The following is a 17,225-nucleotide window of genomic DNA, read 5'->3' as shown; positions in this document are numbered from 1 at the left end:
GGGGCGCTTGATCACGAATCTGGCGGGCAACGATCGAATCTCGTGTCAACCACCCGCGTTACCTGCGGTGAAACGCCTCCGCGTCGTTCACGTCCACGATCCGGGCGCCCAGCGGCAGCAGCGACACCGGGATCAGCTTGATGTTCGCGATCCCCAGCGGGATGCCGATGATCGACAGGAAGAGCGGGATCGAGGTCAGCAGGTGCCCGATCGCCAGCCAGACGCCGGCCACGACGAACCAGATCACGTTGCCGACGGTGGACAGCACACCCGCGTCGGGGTCGCGCACCACGGTCCGCCCGAAGGGCCACAGCGCGTAGGCGGCGATCCGGAACGACGCGATGCCGAAGGGAATGGTGATGATCAGAACGCAGCAGATGACACCCGCGATGACATAGCCGATCGCCAGCCAGATCCCCGCGAACACCAGCCAGATGACGTTCAGTAGAGTCCGCATGATCTGAGCATCTCAGGCGGAATCGGACCGGTTCCATCCGGCATGCCCCTGAGAAACCCCTGATCCGGGCCGTGCTTCGGAGGGCGCAGCCTCCACAATGGAGAGATGATCTGCGAACAGTGCAAGGACCGTCGTCACGCCGAGTGCCGGGGCGGCTCGTGGTGCGACTGCCAGCACCAGGAGGCCGTGCGGCCCGCCGAGTCACCCCTGGACTGGCCCCGCCAGGGGTGAGCCGGGTGCCAAGGTTGGGCCTGCGAAGCGTCCAGAGTGTGGACCCGACATTGGACATCTCGGACGGTCAGGGTATCGTCTGAGACATGCCAGCGGACCCATTGCTCGTCGTGCGACGCCACGTCGACCTCCTGCGTGTCCGCAGTGCCATCTGTTGTGACGTCCGTTGACCGTCGCCCTCCGCTGATTTCACCCAGCTCGGGCGCGCGACAGGCGTCCTCTCCTTGTGAGTGAGCGACTCCCCGGCCTCGACGGCGAGGCGGCGGATGTTTCCTGTGCGTGTCCGGAAATCACTCCATCGATCCAAAGGACGCGCACATGACGACCCCGGCCAGGCCGGCTAACCGCCACCACAAGCGCCCGCGCGGCGAAGGTCAGTGGGCTCTCGGATACCGCGAACCGCTGAACAAGAACGAGGAGAACAAGAAGAGCGACGACGGCCTCAACGTCCGTCAGCGGATCATCGACATCTACTCCAAGCGCGGCTTCGACTCCATCGATCCGGCCGACCTGCGGGGCCGGATGCGCTGGTACGGGCTCTACACCCAGCGCAAGCCCGGGATCGACGGCGGCAAGACCGCGATCCTGGAGCCGGAGGAGCTCGACGACCGCTACTTCATGCTCCGGGTCCGGATCGACGGCGGCCGGCTCAGCGTCGAGCAGCTGCGCGTGATCGCCGACATCTCCAACATCTACGGCCGGGGCACCGCCGACGTCACCGACCGGCAGAACATCCAGCTCCACTGGATCGAGATCGAGGCCGTCCCCGACATCTGGAAGCGGCTGGAGGCCGTGGGCCTGTCGACCACCGAGGCCTGCGGCGACACCCCTCGCGTCATCCTGGGCTGCCCGCTCGCCGGGATCGACACCGAAGAGGTCCTCGACGGCACCGCGCAGATCAACGAGATCTACGACACCTACATCGGCGACCCGGCCTTCTCCAACCTGCCCCGCAAGTTCAAGACCGCGGTGAGCGGCTGCCCGGCGCACTGCACCGTGCACGAGATCAACGACATCGCCTTCGTGGGTGTCGTCAACGAGCAGGGCGAGAAGGGCTACGACCTGTGGGTGGGCGGCGGCCTGTCGACCAACCCGATGCTGGCCAAGCGGCTGGGCGTGTTCATCTCCCCTGAGCAGGTCACCCCGGTCTGGGGCGGCGTGATCGGCATCTTCCGCGACTACGGCTACCGTCGCCTGCGGCACCGGGCCCGGATCAAGTTCCTGGTCAACGACTGGGGGCCGGAGAAGTTCAGAGAAGTCCTCGAAACCGAATACCTCGGCCACGCGCTGCCCGACGGCCCCGCGCCCGAGCAGCCGCGTGGCGGGCGCCGGGACCACGTGGGCGTCTTCCCGCAGAAGGACGGCAACTTCTACGTCGGCTTCGCCCCCAAGGTGGGCCGCCTCGACGGTGACCGGCTGCACCTCATCGCCGACATCGCCGAGCGGCACGGCTCGGACCGGGTGCACACCACGGTCGAGCAGAAGATGGTCATCCTCGACGTCGCCCCCGACCGGGTGGACAGCCTCGTCGCCGAACTGGAGGCCAACGACCTGCGGGTCAACCCCTCCACCTTCCGCCGTCAGACGATGGCCTGCACCGGCATCGAGTTCTGCAAGCTGGCGATCGTCGAGACCAAGGCCACCGCCTCCGACCTGATCGACGAGCTGGAGCAGCGCCTTCCCGACTTCAAGGAGCCGCTGACCATCAACGTCAACGGCTGCCCGAACTCCTGTGCGCGCATCCAGGTGGCCGACATCGGCCTCAAGGGCCAGCTCGTGGTCAACGACAAGGGTGAGCAGGTCGAGGGCTTCCAGATCCACCTGGGCGGTTCCCTCGGCGTCAACCCGGGCTTCGGGCGCAAGGTCCGCGGCCTGAAGGCCACCGCCGAGGAGCTTCCCGACTACGTGGAGCGCGTCGTGCGCAACTTCGAGAAGCAGAAGAACGAGGGCGAGACCTTCTCCGGTTGGGTCCAGCGCGCCGACGAGGCGGACCTCAAGTGAACCGTCCGGCGGCCCGCGGGGAGAGGAGGGGCCGATGAGCGAGCGAGCGGTCCCCTTCCACTGCCCCTACTGCGGTGAAGAGGACCTCGAACCCTACGAGGGCGACGGTGGCTGGTACTGCCGCTCCTGCGCCCGCGCATTCAAGCTGAAATTTCTTGGAATCGGAGTGCGGTCATGACACTGGTGGACATCGAAGTCGGATTACGTGAACAGCGCGGTGTGCTCGACCTGCAGGGCATCGTGGAGTCGGCCGCGAAGTTCCTGGAGGACGCCTCCGCCCTGGAGATCATCCGATGGGCGGCGGCCACGTTCGGAGACCGTCTCTGCCTGACCTCCTCGATGAGCGACGCACTGCTGATCGACCTGGTCAGCCGGGTCAAGCCGGGGGTCGACGTGTTGTTCATCGACACCGGTTACCACTTCGCGGAGACGGTCGGCACCCGCGACGCCGTACGGCAGGTCTATGACGTCAATGTGATCGATGTGAAGCCGTCGCGGACGGTGGCCGAGCAGGAGCGCGACCTCGGCCCGCGCCTGTTCGGCCGCAACCCCGACCTCTGCTGCTATCTGCGCAAGGTGGAGCCGCTCAACCGGGCGCTGGAGCCGTACCTCGCCTGGGTCTCCGGCATCCGCCGCGACGAGGCGGTCACCCGCGCCGACGTCAAGGTGGTGGAGTGGGACGCCAAGCGCCAGATGGTCAAGATCAACCCGATCGCCCGGTGGACGCAGGACGACGTCGACAACTACATGACCGACAACGGCGTGCTGATCAACCCGCTGCACTACGACAACTACCCTTCGATCGGCTGCGCCCCCTGCACCCGTCAGGTCGCTCCGGGTGAGGACCCGCGCAGCGGCCGCTGGGCTGGGATGGCCAAGACGGAATGCGGGCTGCATCTTTGACCCCCTCCTCACGGCTGAGGTCCCGGGCCGGAGCCCGGGGCCCGCACGCCGGAGGCCTCCGATGACGTGGCACGGGCGCGAGACCGCGGTCCCGCTGGTCGCGGTGGCGCACGGGTCCCGCGATCCGCGCGCCGCCGCGACGGTGGAGGACGTTCTCGCGCTGGTACGGCGGGCACGCCCGGACCTTCCGGTGCGCGCCGCCTACCTCGACCACACCGCTCCGACGCTCGCCGGGGCGCTGGCGGAGCTGACCGAGGCGGCGGTCGTACCGCTGCTGCTCACCGAGGCCTACCACAGCCGGGTGGACATCCCCGGCGTGCTGGCCGAGCTGACGGCCCGCAGGCCGCTGCTGCGGGTGCATCGGGGCGCCACCTTGGGTCCGCACCCCCTGCTGGTCACCGCCCTGGAGCGGCGGCTGGCCGAGGCCGGGGTGCGGGCCGGTGACCCGCGCACCGCCGTGGTGCTGGTCTCGGCCGGCTCCAGCGACCGGCGGGCCAACGCGACGGTCTCGGGGATCGCCGGGGAGTGGGCCGGTCGGCGCGGCTGGTGGTCGGTGACCGCGGCCTACGCCTCGGCCGCCGAACCCACTCCCGGGCAGGAGGTCCGGCGGCTCCTCGACGCCGGTGCGCCGCGCGTGGTCGTGGCCCCCTACCTGCTGGCCCCCGGCCACTTCGCCGAGGGGATCCGCCGTGACGCGCTGGCCGCCGGCGCCGAGGTCGTCGCCGACGTGCTCGGCGCCGCTCCGGAGCTCGCGGCGGTGCTGATCGAACGCTACGAGCGGGCCGTGCGGGCGACCGCCGGTTCGGCCACCGCCTGAGAGTTGCACGCGGCCGGAGGTCTCCGCGAGCCTCAGGTGGCCCCGATCACGGCCTGCAGGAAGTCGCGGGTGCGCTGTTCCTGCGGATCGTCGCAGACCTGGGCGGGAGGGCCGTCCTCGACGATGCGCCCCTGGTCGAACATCAGCACCCGGTCGGAGAACTCCTTGGCGAAGTGCATCTCGTGGGTGACGCACAGGATGGTCAGGTCGGACTCGTGGGCGATGTCACGGAGCAGGCTCTGCACCCCGGCGACCAGTTCGGGGTCGAGCGCCGAGGTGACCTCGTCCAGCAGCAGGATCTCCGGCTCCATCGCCAGCGCGCGGGCGATGGCCACCCGCTGCTGCTGACCGCCCGAGAGCTTCATGGGGTGCTCTCCGGCCTTGTCGGAGAGCCCGACCATCTCCAGCAGTTCGGCGCCTTTGGCCTCCGCCTCCTCCCGGGACTTGCCGAGCACCCGGACGGGCGCCTCGGTGAGGTTGCGCATGACGTCCATGTTCGGGAACAGGTTGAACTGCTGGAAGACCATGCCGATCTTCTTGCGGATGCCGCTGACGTACTTCTCGTCGGCGGGCACGAGCCTGCCGCCCCTGTTCATGTGGCTGAACGGCTCGCCCTGGATCTCGATCAGGCCGCTGGACACCTTCTCCAGCGTCATCAGCAGCCGCAGGATCGTGGTCTTGCCCGAACCGCTCGGCCCGATCAGGGTGACCCTCTCGCGTGGGCGGACGTGGAAGTCCAGCTGGTCCAGGACCGTGAGGTCGCCGAACTGCTTCACCACCTTGTCGAAGCGGATCATCCAGTCGTTCGGGGTGGGATGCGTGTCACTGGGCAAGGCGGCGCTCCAGACGGCGGACGATGATGGACGCGGGGACCGCCACGATCAGGAAGAACAGGCCCGCGATGGTGATGGGTTCCAGATACCGGTAGCTTTCGGACGCGAGGATCCTGCCCGTGCCCAGCACGTCCACCACCGTGATGAGCGTGAGCTGCGGGGTCTCCTTGAAGATGACGATCAGGTAGTTCCCCAGCACGGGCAGTGCCCGCCGTACGGCCTGCGGCAGGATGACGCTGGTCCAGACGCGGAACCGGGGCAGGTTGAGCGCGACGGCCGCCTCCCACTGCCCCTTCGGCACCCCGTCGATCCCGGCCCGGTAGACCTCCGCCGTGTAACACGAATAGTGGACGCCCAGGACGATGATCCCGGTGGTGAGGGCGGACATCGTGATCCCGAGCGCGCTGGGGAAGACGAAGAAGACGAAGAAGAGCTGCGCCACCAGCGGGGTGCTCCGGACGAACTCGACGAACAACCGCGTCGGCAGGCTGACCCAGCGGCGTCCGGACCGCAGCAGCATCGCCAGCAGGAGCCCCAGCACGAAGGCCAGCACCGCTCCGGCGAGGGTGGCCTGCACAGTGACGATCAGCCCCTGGCTGAGCATCTCGGGAGCGATCTCCAGCGCGTAGTCCCAGTCCCAGTTCACGAGAGCCCCCCGGCGGACGGCGCCGTCTTGACGGAGCCGTCACCGCGGCGCGTCCGGAAGACGGGTGCGACATCCCGGCCGACTCTCCTGGCTGCGCGGCGTTCCAGGAACCTCATGATCGTTGTGATGGCCAGGGCGAGCACCAGATAGACGACCATGACCATGGTCATCACGATCAGAGGGCTGTAGCCGCTGTTGCGCAGGGTGTTGCTCTCCGCGATGAGGTCGGCCACCGAGATCACCGAGACCAGGGAGGTGACCTTGAGCAGTTCGATCCAGTTGTTGTTCAGTGCCGGGACCATCCCGACCCATGCCTGCGGCAGGATGACGCGGACCATGCACTGGAAGGGGCTGAAGTTCAGCGCGACCGCCGCCTCCCACTGCGGCCGGGGGACGGCCGCGATCGCGCCGCGGACCACCTCCGATCCGTAGGCGCCCATGTGGAGCCCGACCGCGACGATTCCGGCGAGGATCGGGTCCAGCCGGTAACCGGTGAGCGCCGGCATGGCGAAGAAGATCCAGTACATCTGGACGATCACCGAGGTTCCGCGGAACAGCTCCAGGTAGACGCGGACGACTCCGCGGATCCAGACATGCCGCGATCTCGACAGGAGACCGACGACGAAGGCCAGGACCAGGGCGACCGGGGTCGCCCCGAGGGCGACCAGGACGGTGACCCGGGCTCCGTCCATCAGATAGGGCCATATTTCGGTGACCGTACCGAGCGCCGGCGCGGCGGCGTAGGGAATCATCATGGTGGGGGGCCGCCTCAGGAGGCGGCGCAGAGCTGCTCCGCGGTCAGCTCTGCGGCCTTGGAGACCTCGGTCTCCCCGAATCCGAACGGCTTCACGACCGGCAGGACGCCATTGCCGTCCTGCAGCTTCTTCAGCTCGGCGTTGAACGCCGCCAGCAGGTCGGTGTCACCCTTGCGGAAGCCGTAACCGCCGGCGCCGAGCTGCTCCTTCCCGTCGATCTTCGGGATGAATCCCTCGGTCACCTCCAGTTCGGCGGCGTAGTCGGGGTTCTCCTTCAGCGCCCAGCGCAGGGTGACCGCGGTGAGCGCCACCGCGTCGATCCTGCCGTCGGTCAGCCCGCGGATGGCGTCGTCGGCCTTCTGGAAGACCTGTACCCGGCCGGTCTCGACGCCCGCCTTCCTGGCGTACTGCTGCTCGGCCGCGCCCTCCAGCACCGCGATCTTGGAGCCGGACGACGCCACGGTCTCGAAGGTGGTGATCCCCTTGGGGTTGCCCTTCTTGACCATGAAGGCGTTCGCACCGGCGTAGTCGGGGTTGGAGAAGGCGATCTGGCCGCACCGTTCGGGGGTGACGAACATTCCGGCCGCGATGATGTCGTACTGGCCGGCGTTCAGCCCGGGGATCAGCGCGCCGAAGGAGTCGACCAGCACGGGCTCCAGCTTGATGTCGCCCAGGTTCTTCAGGATGGCCCGGGCGAGCTCGGGGGCCTCGCCGGTGAGGTTGCCGTCCTTGTCGCGGAAGCCGTACGGGGACTCGTTGGCGAAACCGACCTTGATCTTGCCGGCGGATTTGACCCGGTCGAGCAGCCCTCCCTTCCCCGTCTTCGGGTCGGCGGTCGTCGTACCGTTGTCGACCGCCGTACAGCCTGCGACCAGTGCGGGAACGGCCAGGGCGGCGACACCGACGCCGGTGCGCCGGAAGAAGTCGCGTCGGGTCAACGGGCTGTGCGTCATCGGGGGAAACTCCTCGTCGGTGCCTGCTACATACGCGTTCGTGACTGCTACTCATCAGGTGGGTCAAGCTCTGGCCAGGCTAATCGGCGCTCGCCGGTGAGCTCTCCGGCCATGACCGGAGAGCGGTTTGCCCCGTTTTGAGGCGCCCGATACTTCAGGCGCGAAAACACCGGATATGGCCTGCCCGATATGGGCTATCCCAACTCAAGTAGCACTTGGTAGCATTTGGCACTGAGTGACGATTTTTGCCGCACTGTGATGAAATCGTGTTCATCCAGCACCGCAGCACACCGGGAATAGGCATCCGGCGGATGCGTCCCGGCGAAGCCGGGCCGGTCGGGCGACGGGATGAACGGTCGGCCCGGCCTCCGAACCCGCCTCTCCGTGATCGCGCCCCGCTACGGCCGGTGCTGGGAGTCCGGCGGCGGGAGCCGCCGGTACGGCTCGCCCGTGAGTTCGCCGTGCAGCTCACGCCAGTGCTCGCGCCAGGCGGCCCACGGTTTCTTGACGGGCTTGACCCTGGAGTCGCCGATCACCTTGACGTCGCCCATGAGCACGTAGGCCTTGACCCGGATGAGCGGCACGTTCGCCCCCGGAGGTGCCTCAAGGACCTGGACCTTCTTGTCCCCCATGATCGCGATGCCTTCGAGGTCGACGTCGACACCGTCCGGAACGATGATCTTCACGTCGCCCATGACCGCGGTGGCCACGATGTCCACCACCCCGGTGCGGACCTCGGCCTCGCGCAGGTCGAGCAGCACGTCGCCCATGACGGCGACCGCCCCGATCCCCTGGTCGATCCGCCACTTCCCCCGGCGCTTGGAGTCGCCCATGACGGCCACGAACCAGCGCCGCGCCCGGCCGTCCCGCGTCTCCGGGGCCGGCGCGTAGGCGGGGGCGTGGGCCTGGCCGACCCCTGGCAGGTCCGAGGTGATGACCGCCAATTCGGCCTGGGTGACGGCGGTGTAGGCCGCCTCCGTACGCTCGGTCAGCTCACCGAGTGTCAGCCGCCCCTCGACGGAGGCGACACGCAACCGTTCGACGACGGCCTCCCGCTCGGCGTCAGAGGCCCGGATCGCGTCGGGTTCGTTCATGATTCACAACATATCGCGAGTTGCCCTCGCAGTGGATCCCTCGGAAGGAGGAACCCTGGGACTACATCCCGGCCGGCGTGCCCGCGGGCGGGCGTGTCCCGACCCGGCCGAGATCCCGGCCGGCGTGAACGGCCGTTACGTACGCATCCGGCACACGGGCACCGAGCAGCCCGACCTCGCCGAGGTGCGGGTCCGGGCCGAGCCGCCACCGGTTGCGACCGGCGGCCCTCCCGGCCACCTATGATCCGGAGGCATGTATGAAGAACTTCTGGAAGCGGTGGCCGGGAACGACGCCGAGCGGGTCGAGCGCCTGCTCCAGAGCGGAACCGGCGCCGATCCGGACGGCGCGGGCGAGACGACGGCGCTGTATCGGGCCTCGACGGACGGCCGTACGGCGATCGCGCGGGCGCTGCTGGCCGCCGGAGCCGACCCCAACCGGGCCAGCGGCGGCGAGGACGAGGGGCTGCCCCTGTCCGGGGCCGCGGCCTGGAACCACGCCGAGATCGCGGAGGCACTGCTGGCCGCCGGGGCCGAGGTGTCCGGGCGGGAGAGCGGCGGATGGACCGCCCTGCTCTGGGCCGCCGCCAACGGCCAGCCCGACGTGCTCGCGGTGCTGCTGGCGGCGGGGGCCGACGCCGAAGAGGCCAACGAGAGCGGCGAGACCGCGCTCACCCTGGCCACCCGGCGCGGGGCGCTGGGCGCGGTGCGGGCGCTGCTGGAGGCCGGTGCCGACCCCACCCGCTCGGACGGCGAGGGCGACACGCCGCTGGCCATCGCCTATGACTGGCTGGGCACCCAGCTGGAGAGCGCGCTGCTGGAGCAGCTCACCGACCAGGCCCCGGAGGGCTCCCAGTTCGTCGTGGGCCGCAGCCGCGCCGCCGACGGCACCGACCTGGTGACCGTCGCGGCCGTCGGGCCGGACGGGACGCGCACGGCCGAACTGCAGTGCCAGCGGGGCCACGCGGCCGTCGCGACCCTGCTGGAGGACGCGGCCTCGGAACGGCTGCCCTTCGACGACCTGGTCGAGCGGGCACTGCCGTATCGGGACGTCGACGAGGAGGCCGAGACCTGGTGGACCGTGGCGAGCTCGCTGAGCCGCCGTGGAGACGAGGAGACCTTCGAGTCCGCGGCGCGGCTGTGCGTCAGCGAGGACCCGCGTAAGCGCGAGTTCGCCGTGGACGTGCTCGCGGAGTTCGGCTTCGCCGAGGGCGGCAAGCCCTTCCTCGACCGGACACTGCCGATCCTGCAGCGGATGGCCGCCACCGAGGGCGACGAGCGGGTGCTGCGCTCACTGCTCGGCGCGTTCGGCCACCACGGCGACCCGCGGTCCCTGCCGGAGGTGCTGGAGATCATCACCGCCGACGGCTGGGCCCGCACCCAGGCCGACCCGGCCGCGCTGGCCGCCGTCCTGCCCGCGGGCCACGCCGAAGGGCTCACCCTGCTCATCTCGATGACCCGCGACCCCGACGAGGAGGTCCGCGACTGGGCGACCATGAGCCTTGCGGGGCTGGAGGAGGACACCGACCAGATCCGTGACGCGCTGGCCGAGAGGCTCGACGACAAGGACCTGACCACGGTGGCCGAGGCGACGCGGGGCTTGGCCGCACGGGGCGACGCGCGTGCCCGCAAGGGTGTGGACCGCGTGCTCGCCGAGAGTGACGAGGACGACGACTACATCCGCGATCTCGTCGAGCCCTCCTGAAGCACCGGCCGGGCAACGGGTCCGGCGGCGGCGCCGGGACGGGATGTCACGGCGCCGTCGCCCATCCGGCGGATGAGGCGACCCGGGCCTGGGAACCGGCGGTCAGCGGACCCATCCCTGACGTCTCTGGTGGTAGGCCGCCACGGCCGCGGCGGCCTGGCCGTCGTCGGCCAGCAACCGGGTGAGCCGGTCGAACCTGCGGCTCGCACAGAGCGCGTAGGTCTCGGCCCACCACTCGGACGGGCAGTCCCGGTAGCGGTCCAGGACGAGCAGCGGACGGCAGAACCTCATGATCCACCGCCACTCCGGGGTCTCGTCCATCTCGTCCAGATCGCACAACGCGTGCCCGATCATGTGATGGACCAGCGCGCCGGACGAGTGCGCCCCGCCGGTGATGACGACCGTCCGCCCCAGGTAGACCCCGGCCAGGTCCGCCGCGACCCGGGCGTCGCAGGATTCGTCCGGTTCCGGCTGCTCGGCGAGCATGTCCGTACCGAGCCAGATTCCGTCGAGATCCTCGGCCAGCCGGGTGGCGAGGTGGACCGGAAGTCCGGCCAGCTCGTCGACCACGTCCACCAACTCCTTGCGCGCTCTGCCGGACCAGTGCCGGTGGATCACCCGCTCCAGCACCCCGCAGTCACGGGTGCCGTCTCGCGGCAGTGGCTCGCGATGACCCGCGTGGCCCGTCTGGTTCGAAGGGGGAGTCCTCATCCGGAGTGCTCCGTTCTGCCGGGAAGTGTTTCCGGTGGTAAACGTCCGCTGCGGGGCCGTTCATTACAGGTTGATGCACGGATATTCGGTGCGGAAAGAATGCGATCCTTCCCCGGCACGCCCGCATTCACCGGTCTACTCTCGGCCTCGAAAGCCGGTCGGACATGACCGCCGTCCCTGATCACCCCCAAAAAGGATTACCGATGAGAACAAGCCTCAAGGGCCCGGGTGCGGCGTGCGCCGTCGCGCTCTCCAGCGTGCTCGCCGCCCTCCCCGGCGCGGTCGCCGCCCATGCGTCCGGTCCGAGGCCGTCGTCCCGGTGCGAGACCGACATCGCCCGGGCGGTCGCCGCGCAGCTCCAGCGGGCCCCGGCCGGTCGGCCCACCTCCCCGGACACGCTCTCTTACGACAACGGCGCGGAAGTGATCACCTTCCGGCCGCCGTCCTGCGGCGCCGCCCGCCGGAACACGGCGCACGACTGCGACGAGGACGGCGTCCCCGACAATGCGGTCTGCCTCTACGACCGCAGAGCCTTCGAGGGCTCCCGGCAGGCCATCAAGGTAACGGGGACCAGAAAGCTAAATGGTTCAATCGTCATCATGTCCATCAAAAATGACCGGCCTTTCATTTTCCTCGTCAAAAGGACACCGACCGACCGTGGAACCTGTTTCTCCCCGGGTGAGGGATACGGTGACACGGACCAGGTCGCCGGGCAGCGCTGGGTGAACGCCCACCCCGGCCTGCGCGGCTGCGGCGACCTCTGAGCGCCCGCACCGGACGGGGGCACTCACTCCCGGCGGCTCCCGCGCCACAGGTCACGGGTCCGACGGTCACGACGTCCTCCCCGCACCTTTCACCCAGGCACTGACGGCGTAGGTCCGATACTCCTCCACGACGGGTCGCGGGTCGCCGAGGCCGCCCGCGACCCTGATGAGCTCGGTCGCCAGGAGGCCGCCGGTCACCGGACTGACGACGAACACCCCGAGCAGCGGCCCGTCCTCGAACCCGAACGCCTGTCCCGGCCTCCCCGCCCGGTCCCTGATCCGTCCCAGCGACCTCAGATCGCCCTGGCCCGCGAAGACCCGCCACAACACCGCCGCCAGGGCCGGCTCGACCACGTCGTAGGAGTGCAGGTTCTCCATCGCCCGGACGAGGCGGCGCGTCTCCGTCATCGTGGTCTGCGGCTCGGTGCCGAGGAGTTGCCCACGTAACCGCGTCCACGACCTCGACAGCGTGGCCGCCCTCGGTTCCAGCTCTTCCGCCCGGCCTCCGCCTCGGGCGGACCCGGGAACCGAGGGCGGTCCTCCAGGCGGGGCCCCCGCCCAGCCGCCGCCTCCGAACGGCCTGCCCGGCTTCCTCATCGTGTGGTACGTCCCCTCCCCGCTCACCGGCGTCCACCGGCTGACCACCCACGGCACGGTCGCCGAATCCGTGCCGTCCGGCCCGACGGTGGTGGCGAGCAGCCACTCCTCGGTCCTGACGTAACTCCACGGGCCGGTCGCGGGACGCGGCCGGCCCGCCGCGAGCACGGCCAGTTCCAGCAGTCGTGCCGAGGCCGGCGGGAAGGACGCCATCGGGCGGGGCGGGGTTTCCCGTCGCGGTTCGGTGATGGAGATGCGGGTGATCTTCGCCAGGTCCTGCGGGATCGCCGGGCCGGCGAGACGGGGCACCGGCGAGGCGGTGGGAGGGGGCTCCGGCGGGGCGGTGGCGGGCGGCGGGACCGGCGGGGCGGTGGCGGGCGCCGGGGCCTGCCGGGGTTCCGGTGGTATCCGGAAGGGGATCACCATCGCCACGGCGACCCCGAGAGCCGTGACGGCGAGGGCGGGCCCCCGCCCTCGCAGCCATCCTCCCCGCGGCCGCCCGGAGGCGCCCTCGCGCAGGATCCGGCCGAGGATCTCCTCCTCGTCTCCAGGGCCGACGCCCGCGCTCACCTCGTGCGGGGGGATCGGGTTGTGCCTGACCATCAGCTCGCGGATCTCGTCGTGCCCTTCCCCGGTCACCGCTCCCCCTCCCCGCACTCCAGGCGTGTCCCGCGCAGCAGATCGCCCAGCCGCAGGCGGGCCCGGCTGAGCCGTACACGGACCGCGTTGGGGGTCAGGCCGAGGATCGCGCCGATCTCCTCGACCGTGAGGTCCTCCCAGTAGTGCAGGCGGAGGATCTCTCCGTCCTTGGGGCGCAGCCGCGCCATGGCCGTCTCCATCGCGGTCCGGAACTCCTCCTCGTCATGGGAGCCGCCCGCCGGCAGGTCGGGTGGCAGTTGTCTCAGCAGTCCGGCCAGGCGCTGCCTGCGACGCTCGCCCCGGGTCGCGTTCCGCACATGCCCCCAGGCCACGCGGTACAGCCAGGCGACGACGGCCCTGTCATCACCCCTGGGGAGCCGTTGTCTCTTCCGCCAGGCCGTGTGGAAGGTGCAGGAGGCGATGTCGTCGGCCACCGCGCGGTCGACACGGCGCGCCGCGTACGCCCACACGGGCCCGTAGAAGGTGCGGAACATCCAGTCGAACCATTTCTCCTCGTCGTCCTCCGACACGGCCGCCCCTTCCCAACATGCCGTCACCGTTCCTACGTCCAGCACGGGGGGTTCGATTACAGATCTCACACAGAAGCAAACGGAAAGTCACGCACCGTACTGCTTTCCGGCAAGGGCGTGGCGCGGGCGCGAGCAGGAACGGGCGCTCCGGCGACGACCACGGTGATCTCGGCGAGTAGGGTCGTTGGTGGCTAACGCATCGTGATCGAAAGGACATCGCCATGGCGACGACACGTACCGCCACGACTCAGTGGAAGGGCGCCCTGCTCGACGGTTCGGGCACCGTCTCGCTCGACACCTCCGGGGTGGGCACCTTCGACGTGTCCTGGCCCTCGCGGGCCGAGCAGGCCAATGGCAAGACCTCGCCGGAGGAGCTCATCGCGGCCGCGCACTCCTCCTGCTTCTCGATGGCCCTGTCCCACGGTCTGGCGCAGGCGGGGACCCCGCCGCAGACGGTGAGCACCACGGCGGACGTGACCTTCCAGCCGGGTGAGGGCATCACCGGGATCGTCCTGTCGGTCCGTGCCCAGGTTCCGGGCCTGTCCGCCGAGGAGTTCCAGCAGGCGGCCGAGACGGCCAAGGCGAACTGCCCGGTGAGCAAGGCCCTCGCGGGCACGACGATCAGCCTCAAGGCCGAACTGCTGAGCTGACCGTCCCTCCCGTGGCCGTCACGCGCTCCGTCCGGGACGCGCGACGGCCACGGGCGACGGACAGGCGAGGGTCACGGACGGACGACGGCCACGGACAGGCGACGGTCACGGACGCGCGACGGTCACGGACGGACGCCGTGAATCCGGCGTCCGGATCACTGTCAGGAGGCACATAAACTCGGGCATCCCCCGCCGGGCTCATCCATGGAGACCGGGGGATCCGGCCCCTCCGCCCCCGGTCCCGGCCGGCCGGCCGAGAACCGGCCGGTCCGGCCCGACGATGATCCGGCCGGGAAGGACCTGCGGCTCCGTGAGCCTTCGACGCTCCCGCACGAGGGGCCGCGCGGTCCGGCCGTCTGTGCCCTCCCGCCACATAAGGGTGACAAGAACGACAACACCCTGCACAGGAGGGCCTAACTGGAGGAGAATAGGGCCGCATGCGCGAAGTCTGGCCTGGAGAGCCGTATCCACTCGGTGGCACCTGGGATGGCGTGGGCACCAACTTTTCGGTGTTCTCCGAGGTGGCCGAGCGGATTGAGCTGTGCTTTTTCGGAGACGACGGGCGAGAGGAACGGGTCGACCTGCCTGAGGTCGACGGGTTCGTCTGGCACGGCTATTTCCCGGGGATCATGCCGGGACAGCGGTACGGCTACCGCGTCCACGGTCCCCACGCACCCTCCCACGGGCACCGGTGCAACCCCTCGAAGCTGCTCCTGGACCCCTATGCCAAGGCGGTCGAGGGCGACGTGGCCTGGAACTCGTCCCTCTTCTCCTATCCGTTCACCGATCCGGCCGGCCGCAACGAGGAGGACAGCGCCCCCTTCATGCCGAAGAACGTGGTGGTCAACCCGTTCTTCGACTGGGGCGACGACCGGCTCCCCCGCACGCCGTACCACCAGACCGTCATCTACGAGGCACACGTGCGCGGGCTCACCATGCGCCACCCGGCGGTGCCCGAGGAGCAGCGCGGCAGCTACGCGGCGCTGAGCCATCCGGCGGTCATCGAGCACCTGCTGAGCATGGGCGTCACCGCGGTCGAGCTGATGCCGGTGCACCAGTTCGTGCCCGAGCACGCGATGGTCGCCCGCGGGCTGACCAACTACTGGGGCTACAACACGATCGCCTACCTGGCTCCGCACAACGCCTACTCCAGCTCGGGTCAGCGCGGCGAGCAGGTGCTGGAGTTCAAGGCGATGGTGCGGGCACTGCACGAGGCCGGGATCGAGGTCATCCTCGACGTCGTCTACAACCACACCGCCGAGGGTGACCACATGGGGCCCACCCTGGGTTTCCGGGGCATCGACAACACGGCCTACTACCGGCTGCACGACGGGGACCGGCGTTTCTACCTCGACTACACCGGTTGCGGAAACTCCCTCAACGTCCGCTCCCCGCACGCGCTGCAGCTCATCATGGACTCGCTGCGCTACTGGGTCCTGGAGATGCACGTGGACGGCTTCCGGTTCGACCTGGCCGCCGCCCTGGCCCGCGAGCTGCACGACGTGGACCGGCTGAGCGCCTTCTTCGACCTGATCCAGCAGGACCCGGTGATCTCCCAGGTGAAGCTGATCGCCGAGCCGTGGGACGTGGGCCCCGGTGGCTACCAGGTCGGCAACTTCCCGCCCCTGTGGACGGAGTGGAACGGCAAATACCGTGACAGCGTGCGCGACTTCTGGCGCGGGAGCGGGTCCGCGATGCCCGAGTTCGCCTCCCGGCTGACCGGCTCCGCCGACCTCTACGCCACCTCCGGCCGCCGCCCGGTGGCCTCCATCAACTTCGTCACCTGCCACGACGGATTCACCCTGACCGACCTGGTCTCCTACGACCGCAAGCACAACGAGGCCAACGAGGAGAACAACCGCGACGGCACCGACGACAACCGGTCGTGGAACTGCGGCATCGAGGGGCCGACGGAGGATCCGGAGATCGCCACTCTGCGCCGCCGTCAGCGGCGCAACTACCTGGCCACCCTGTTCATCTCCCAGGGCGTGCCGATGCTCCTGGCGGGCGACGAGTTCGGCCGGACCCAGGGCGGCAACAACAACGCCTACTGCCAGGACAACGAGATCTCCTGGGTCGACTGGTCGCTGGCCACCGGCGAGAAGGACCTGCTGGGCTTCGTCAGGAGCCTGTCGGAGCTGCGCCGCGGGCACCCCGTCTTCCAGCGGCGCAGATTCTTCCACGGCCGCAAGGACGGCAACGGCACCCGCGACATCGTCTGGCTCACCCCTGCGGGTGAGGAGATGTCCGGCGCAGACTGGCACACCGGGTACGCCAAGTCCCTGACCGTCTTCCTGAACGGCGACGCCATCACCGAGCCGGGCCCGCGCGGCGAGCCGATCCTGGACGACTCGTTCCTCCTGCTGATCAACGGACACCACGAGGACATGGACTTCACCGTCCCCGACGCGAAGTACGGGGTGGGGTGGCGGACCGTGCTGGACACCGCCGTCGACGGGCGGAGGGACAGACGCTCCGCCAAGGATCTCTGGACGCCGGAGTCCGTGATCCCGGTGACCTCTCGCTCCGTGCAGATCCTGCGCTGCCCCAGGGCCTAGAGTCCGGCCGCGACCGCGGCGGTGAGCAGCACCAGGACGAACGTGGTCAGCCCGGCCAGGCCGTGCACCGCGACGGCGAGCACGGGGAGACGCTGTCCGGCGCCGCGCGCGTGACGGCCGCCGCCCAGCCAGCGGGTGAACATGGTGAAGCCGAGCAGCGCGGAGGCCGCGAGCACCCCGAACGACACCCACGCCAGGATCCGCTCGGCGGTGAGCACATAGGCGACCCAGCACCCCAGGGCGGAGACCGCCAGGCCAGGGTGGGCGAAGACCAGCACGGCGGGGAACCGGGTCACCTTCGTCCGCTGCCGGCGCAAACCCCCACCGGAGAGCCAGAGATACAACAGGTAGATCCCGACCATCGCGGTGATCAACCATGTCACT

General features: G+C 69.7%; 19 protein-coding genes. 9 read left to right on the top strand and 10 right to left on the bottom strand.

Features of this window, described 5'->3' with window-relative positions; genetic code table 11:
* Positions 1 to 58 precede the first annotated feature (58 nt).
* On the bottom strand, positions 59 to 457 hold the full coding sequence (locus OHA77_RS34105; protein ID WP_326824096.1) for a YccF domain-containing protein: 399 nt from the start codon (positions 455 to 457) through the stop codon (positions 59 to 61).
* 105 nt (positions 458 to 562) lie between these two features.
* Here OHA77_RS34105 and OHA77_RS34100 point away from each other — a divergent pair, with 105 nt between their 5' ends.
* The 5 genes from OHA77_RS34100 to OHA77_RS34080 all read left to right on the top strand — a co-directional run bounded on the left by OHA77_RS34100 (position 563) and on the right by OHA77_RS34080 (position 4,409).
* Positions 563 to 688, top strand: coding sequence for a hypothetical protein (locus OHA77_RS34100; RefSeq protein ID WP_326824097.1), 126 nt, complete (start codon positions 563 to 565; stop codon positions 686 to 688).
* A gap of 86 nt (positions 689 to 774) precedes the next feature.
* Positions 775 to 858, top strand: coding sequence for a putative leader peptide (locus OHA77_RS34095; RefSeq protein ID WP_350917820.1), 84 nt, complete (start codon positions 775 to 777; stop codon positions 856 to 858).
* 148 nt (positions 859 to 1,006) lie between these two features.
* On the top strand, positions 1,007 to 2,689 hold the full coding sequence (locus OHA77_RS34090) for a nitrite/sulfite reductase (protein ID WP_326824098.1): 1,683 nt from the start codon (positions 1,007 to 1,009) through the stop codon (positions 2,687 to 2,689).
* A 174-nt stretch (positions 2,690 to 2,863) separates the two neighbouring features.
* Positions 2,864 to 3,592, top strand: a complete 729-nt coding sequence (locus OHA77_RS34085; protein ID WP_406313421.1) for a phosphoadenylyl-sulfate reductase — start codon at positions 2,864 to 2,866, stop codon at positions 3,590 to 3,592.
* Positions 3,593 to 3,653: 61 nt separating this feature from the next.
* The gene (locus OHA77_RS34080) at positions 3,654 to 4,409 is read left to right on the top strand and encodes a sirohydrochlorin chelatase (protein ID WP_406313420.1); all 756 of its coding nucleotides are present in this window, start codon (positions 3,654 to 3,656) and stop codon (positions 4,407 to 4,409) included.
* Between the two features lie 32 nt (positions 4,410 to 4,441).
* Here the strand turns inward: OHA77_RS34080 and ehuA are convergent, their stop codons facing one another.
* The 5 genes from ehuA to OHA77_RS34055 form a co-directional block, all read right to left on the bottom strand.
* Positions 4,442 to 5,206, bottom strand: a complete 765-nt coding sequence (gene ehuA / locus OHA77_RS34075; protein WP_326826868.1) for an ectoine/hydroxyectoine ABC transporter ATP-binding protein EhuA — start codon at positions 5,204 to 5,206, stop codon at positions 4,442 to 4,444.
* Positions 5,207 to 5,231: 25 nt separating this feature from the next.
* Entirely contained in the window at positions 5,232 to 5,888 is a 657-nt protein-coding gene (gene ehuD, locus OHA77_RS34070; RefSeq protein WP_326824103.1) for an ectoine/hydroxyectoine ABC transporter permease subunit EhuD, read from the bottom strand.
* Positions 5,885 to 6,643: an ectoine/hydroxyectoine ABC transporter permease subunit EhuC gene (gene ehuC / locus OHA77_RS34065; RefSeq protein ID WP_406313419.1), complete on the bottom strand. Its 759-nt coding sequence runs from the start codon at positions 6,641 to 6,643 to the stop codon at positions 5,885 to 5,887. Before ehuC ends, ehuD begins: the two co-directional genes overlap by 4 nt.
* Before the next feature lie 14 nt (positions 6,644 to 6,657).
* The gene (gene ehuB, locus OHA77_RS34060) at positions 6,658 to 7,596 is read right to left on the bottom strand and encodes an ectoine/hydroxyectoine ABC transporter substrate-binding protein EhuB (RefSeq protein WP_406313418.1); all 939 of its coding nucleotides are present in this window, start codon (positions 7,594 to 7,596) and stop codon (positions 6,658 to 6,660) included.
* Positions 7,597 to 7,994: 398 nt separating this feature from the next.
* Complete coding sequence (locus tag OHA77_RS34055; protein WP_406313416.1) at positions 7,995 to 8,690, bottom strand: DUF1707 domain-containing protein; 696 nt, start codon at positions 8,688 to 8,690, stop codon at positions 7,995 to 7,997.
* Between the two features lie 253 nt (positions 8,691 to 8,943).
* On the opposite strand from OHA77_RS34055, the gene OHA77_RS34050 reads away from it, so the two are divergent.
* Entirely contained in the window at positions 8,944 to 10,392 is a 1,449-nt protein-coding gene (locus tag OHA77_RS34050) for an ankyrin repeat domain-containing protein (protein ID WP_406313415.1), read from the top strand.
* A 102-nt stretch (positions 10,393 to 10,494) separates the two neighbouring features.
* On the opposite strand, the gene OHA77_RS34045 is transcribed toward OHA77_RS34050, so the two are convergent.
* Positions 10,495 to 11,103: a hypothetical protein gene (locus tag OHA77_RS34045; protein ID WP_326824108.1), complete on the bottom strand. Its 609-nt coding sequence runs from the start codon at positions 11,101 to 11,103 to the stop codon at positions 10,495 to 10,497.
* A gap of 203 nt (positions 11,104 to 11,306) precedes the next feature.
* On the opposite strand from OHA77_RS34045, the gene OHA77_RS34040 reads away from it, so the two are divergent.
* Entirely contained in the window at positions 11,307 to 11,867 is a 561-nt protein-coding gene (locus tag OHA77_RS34040) for a hypothetical protein (RefSeq protein WP_326824109.1), read from the top strand.
* A 66-nt stretch (positions 11,868 to 11,933) separates the two neighbouring features.
* Here the strand turns inward: OHA77_RS34040 and OHA77_RS34035 are convergent, their stop codons facing one another.
* Both OHA77_RS34035 and OHA77_RS34030 read right to left on the bottom strand, forming a co-directional pair.
* A complete protein-coding gene (locus tag OHA77_RS34035; RefSeq protein WP_406313414.1) occupies positions 11,934 to 13,103 on the bottom strand; it encodes a hypothetical protein in 1,170 nt (389 codons plus the stop codon).
* A complete protein-coding gene (locus tag OHA77_RS34030) occupies positions 13,100 to 13,633 on the bottom strand; it encodes a sigma-70 family RNA polymerase sigma factor (protein WP_326824111.1) in 534 nt (177 codons plus the stop codon). Before OHA77_RS34030 ends, OHA77_RS34035 begins: the two co-directional genes overlap by 4 nt.
* Before the next feature lie 221 nt (positions 13,634 to 13,854).
* On the opposite strand from OHA77_RS34030, the gene OHA77_RS34025 reads away from it, so the two are divergent.
* A complete protein-coding gene (locus OHA77_RS34025; RefSeq protein WP_406313413.1) occupies positions 13,855 to 14,283 on the top strand; it encodes an OsmC family protein in 429 nt (142 codons plus the stop codon).
* Between the two features lie 437 nt (positions 14,284 to 14,720).
* Positions 14,721 to 16,841: a glycogen debranching protein GlgX gene (gene glgX / locus OHA77_RS34020; protein WP_406313412.1), complete on the top strand. Its 2,121-nt coding sequence runs from the start codon at positions 14,721 to 14,723 to the stop codon at positions 16,839 to 16,841.
* Here the strand turns inward: glgX and OHA77_RS34015 are convergent.
* A complete protein-coding gene (locus OHA77_RS34015; protein ID WP_406313411.1) occupies positions 16,838 to 17,224 on the bottom strand; it encodes a hypothetical protein in 387 nt (128 codons plus the stop codon). The genes glgX and OHA77_RS34015 overlap by 4 nt on opposite strands.
* Position 17,225: the final 1 nt, after the last annotated feature.

This window comes from Streptosporangium sp. NBC_01639 (assembly GCF_045209755.1).
Lineage (GTDB): Bacteria > Actinomycetota > Actinomycetes > Streptosporangiales > Streptosporangiaceae > Streptosporangium.
This window is presented reverse-complemented; position numbering and strand designations above follow the sequence as displayed.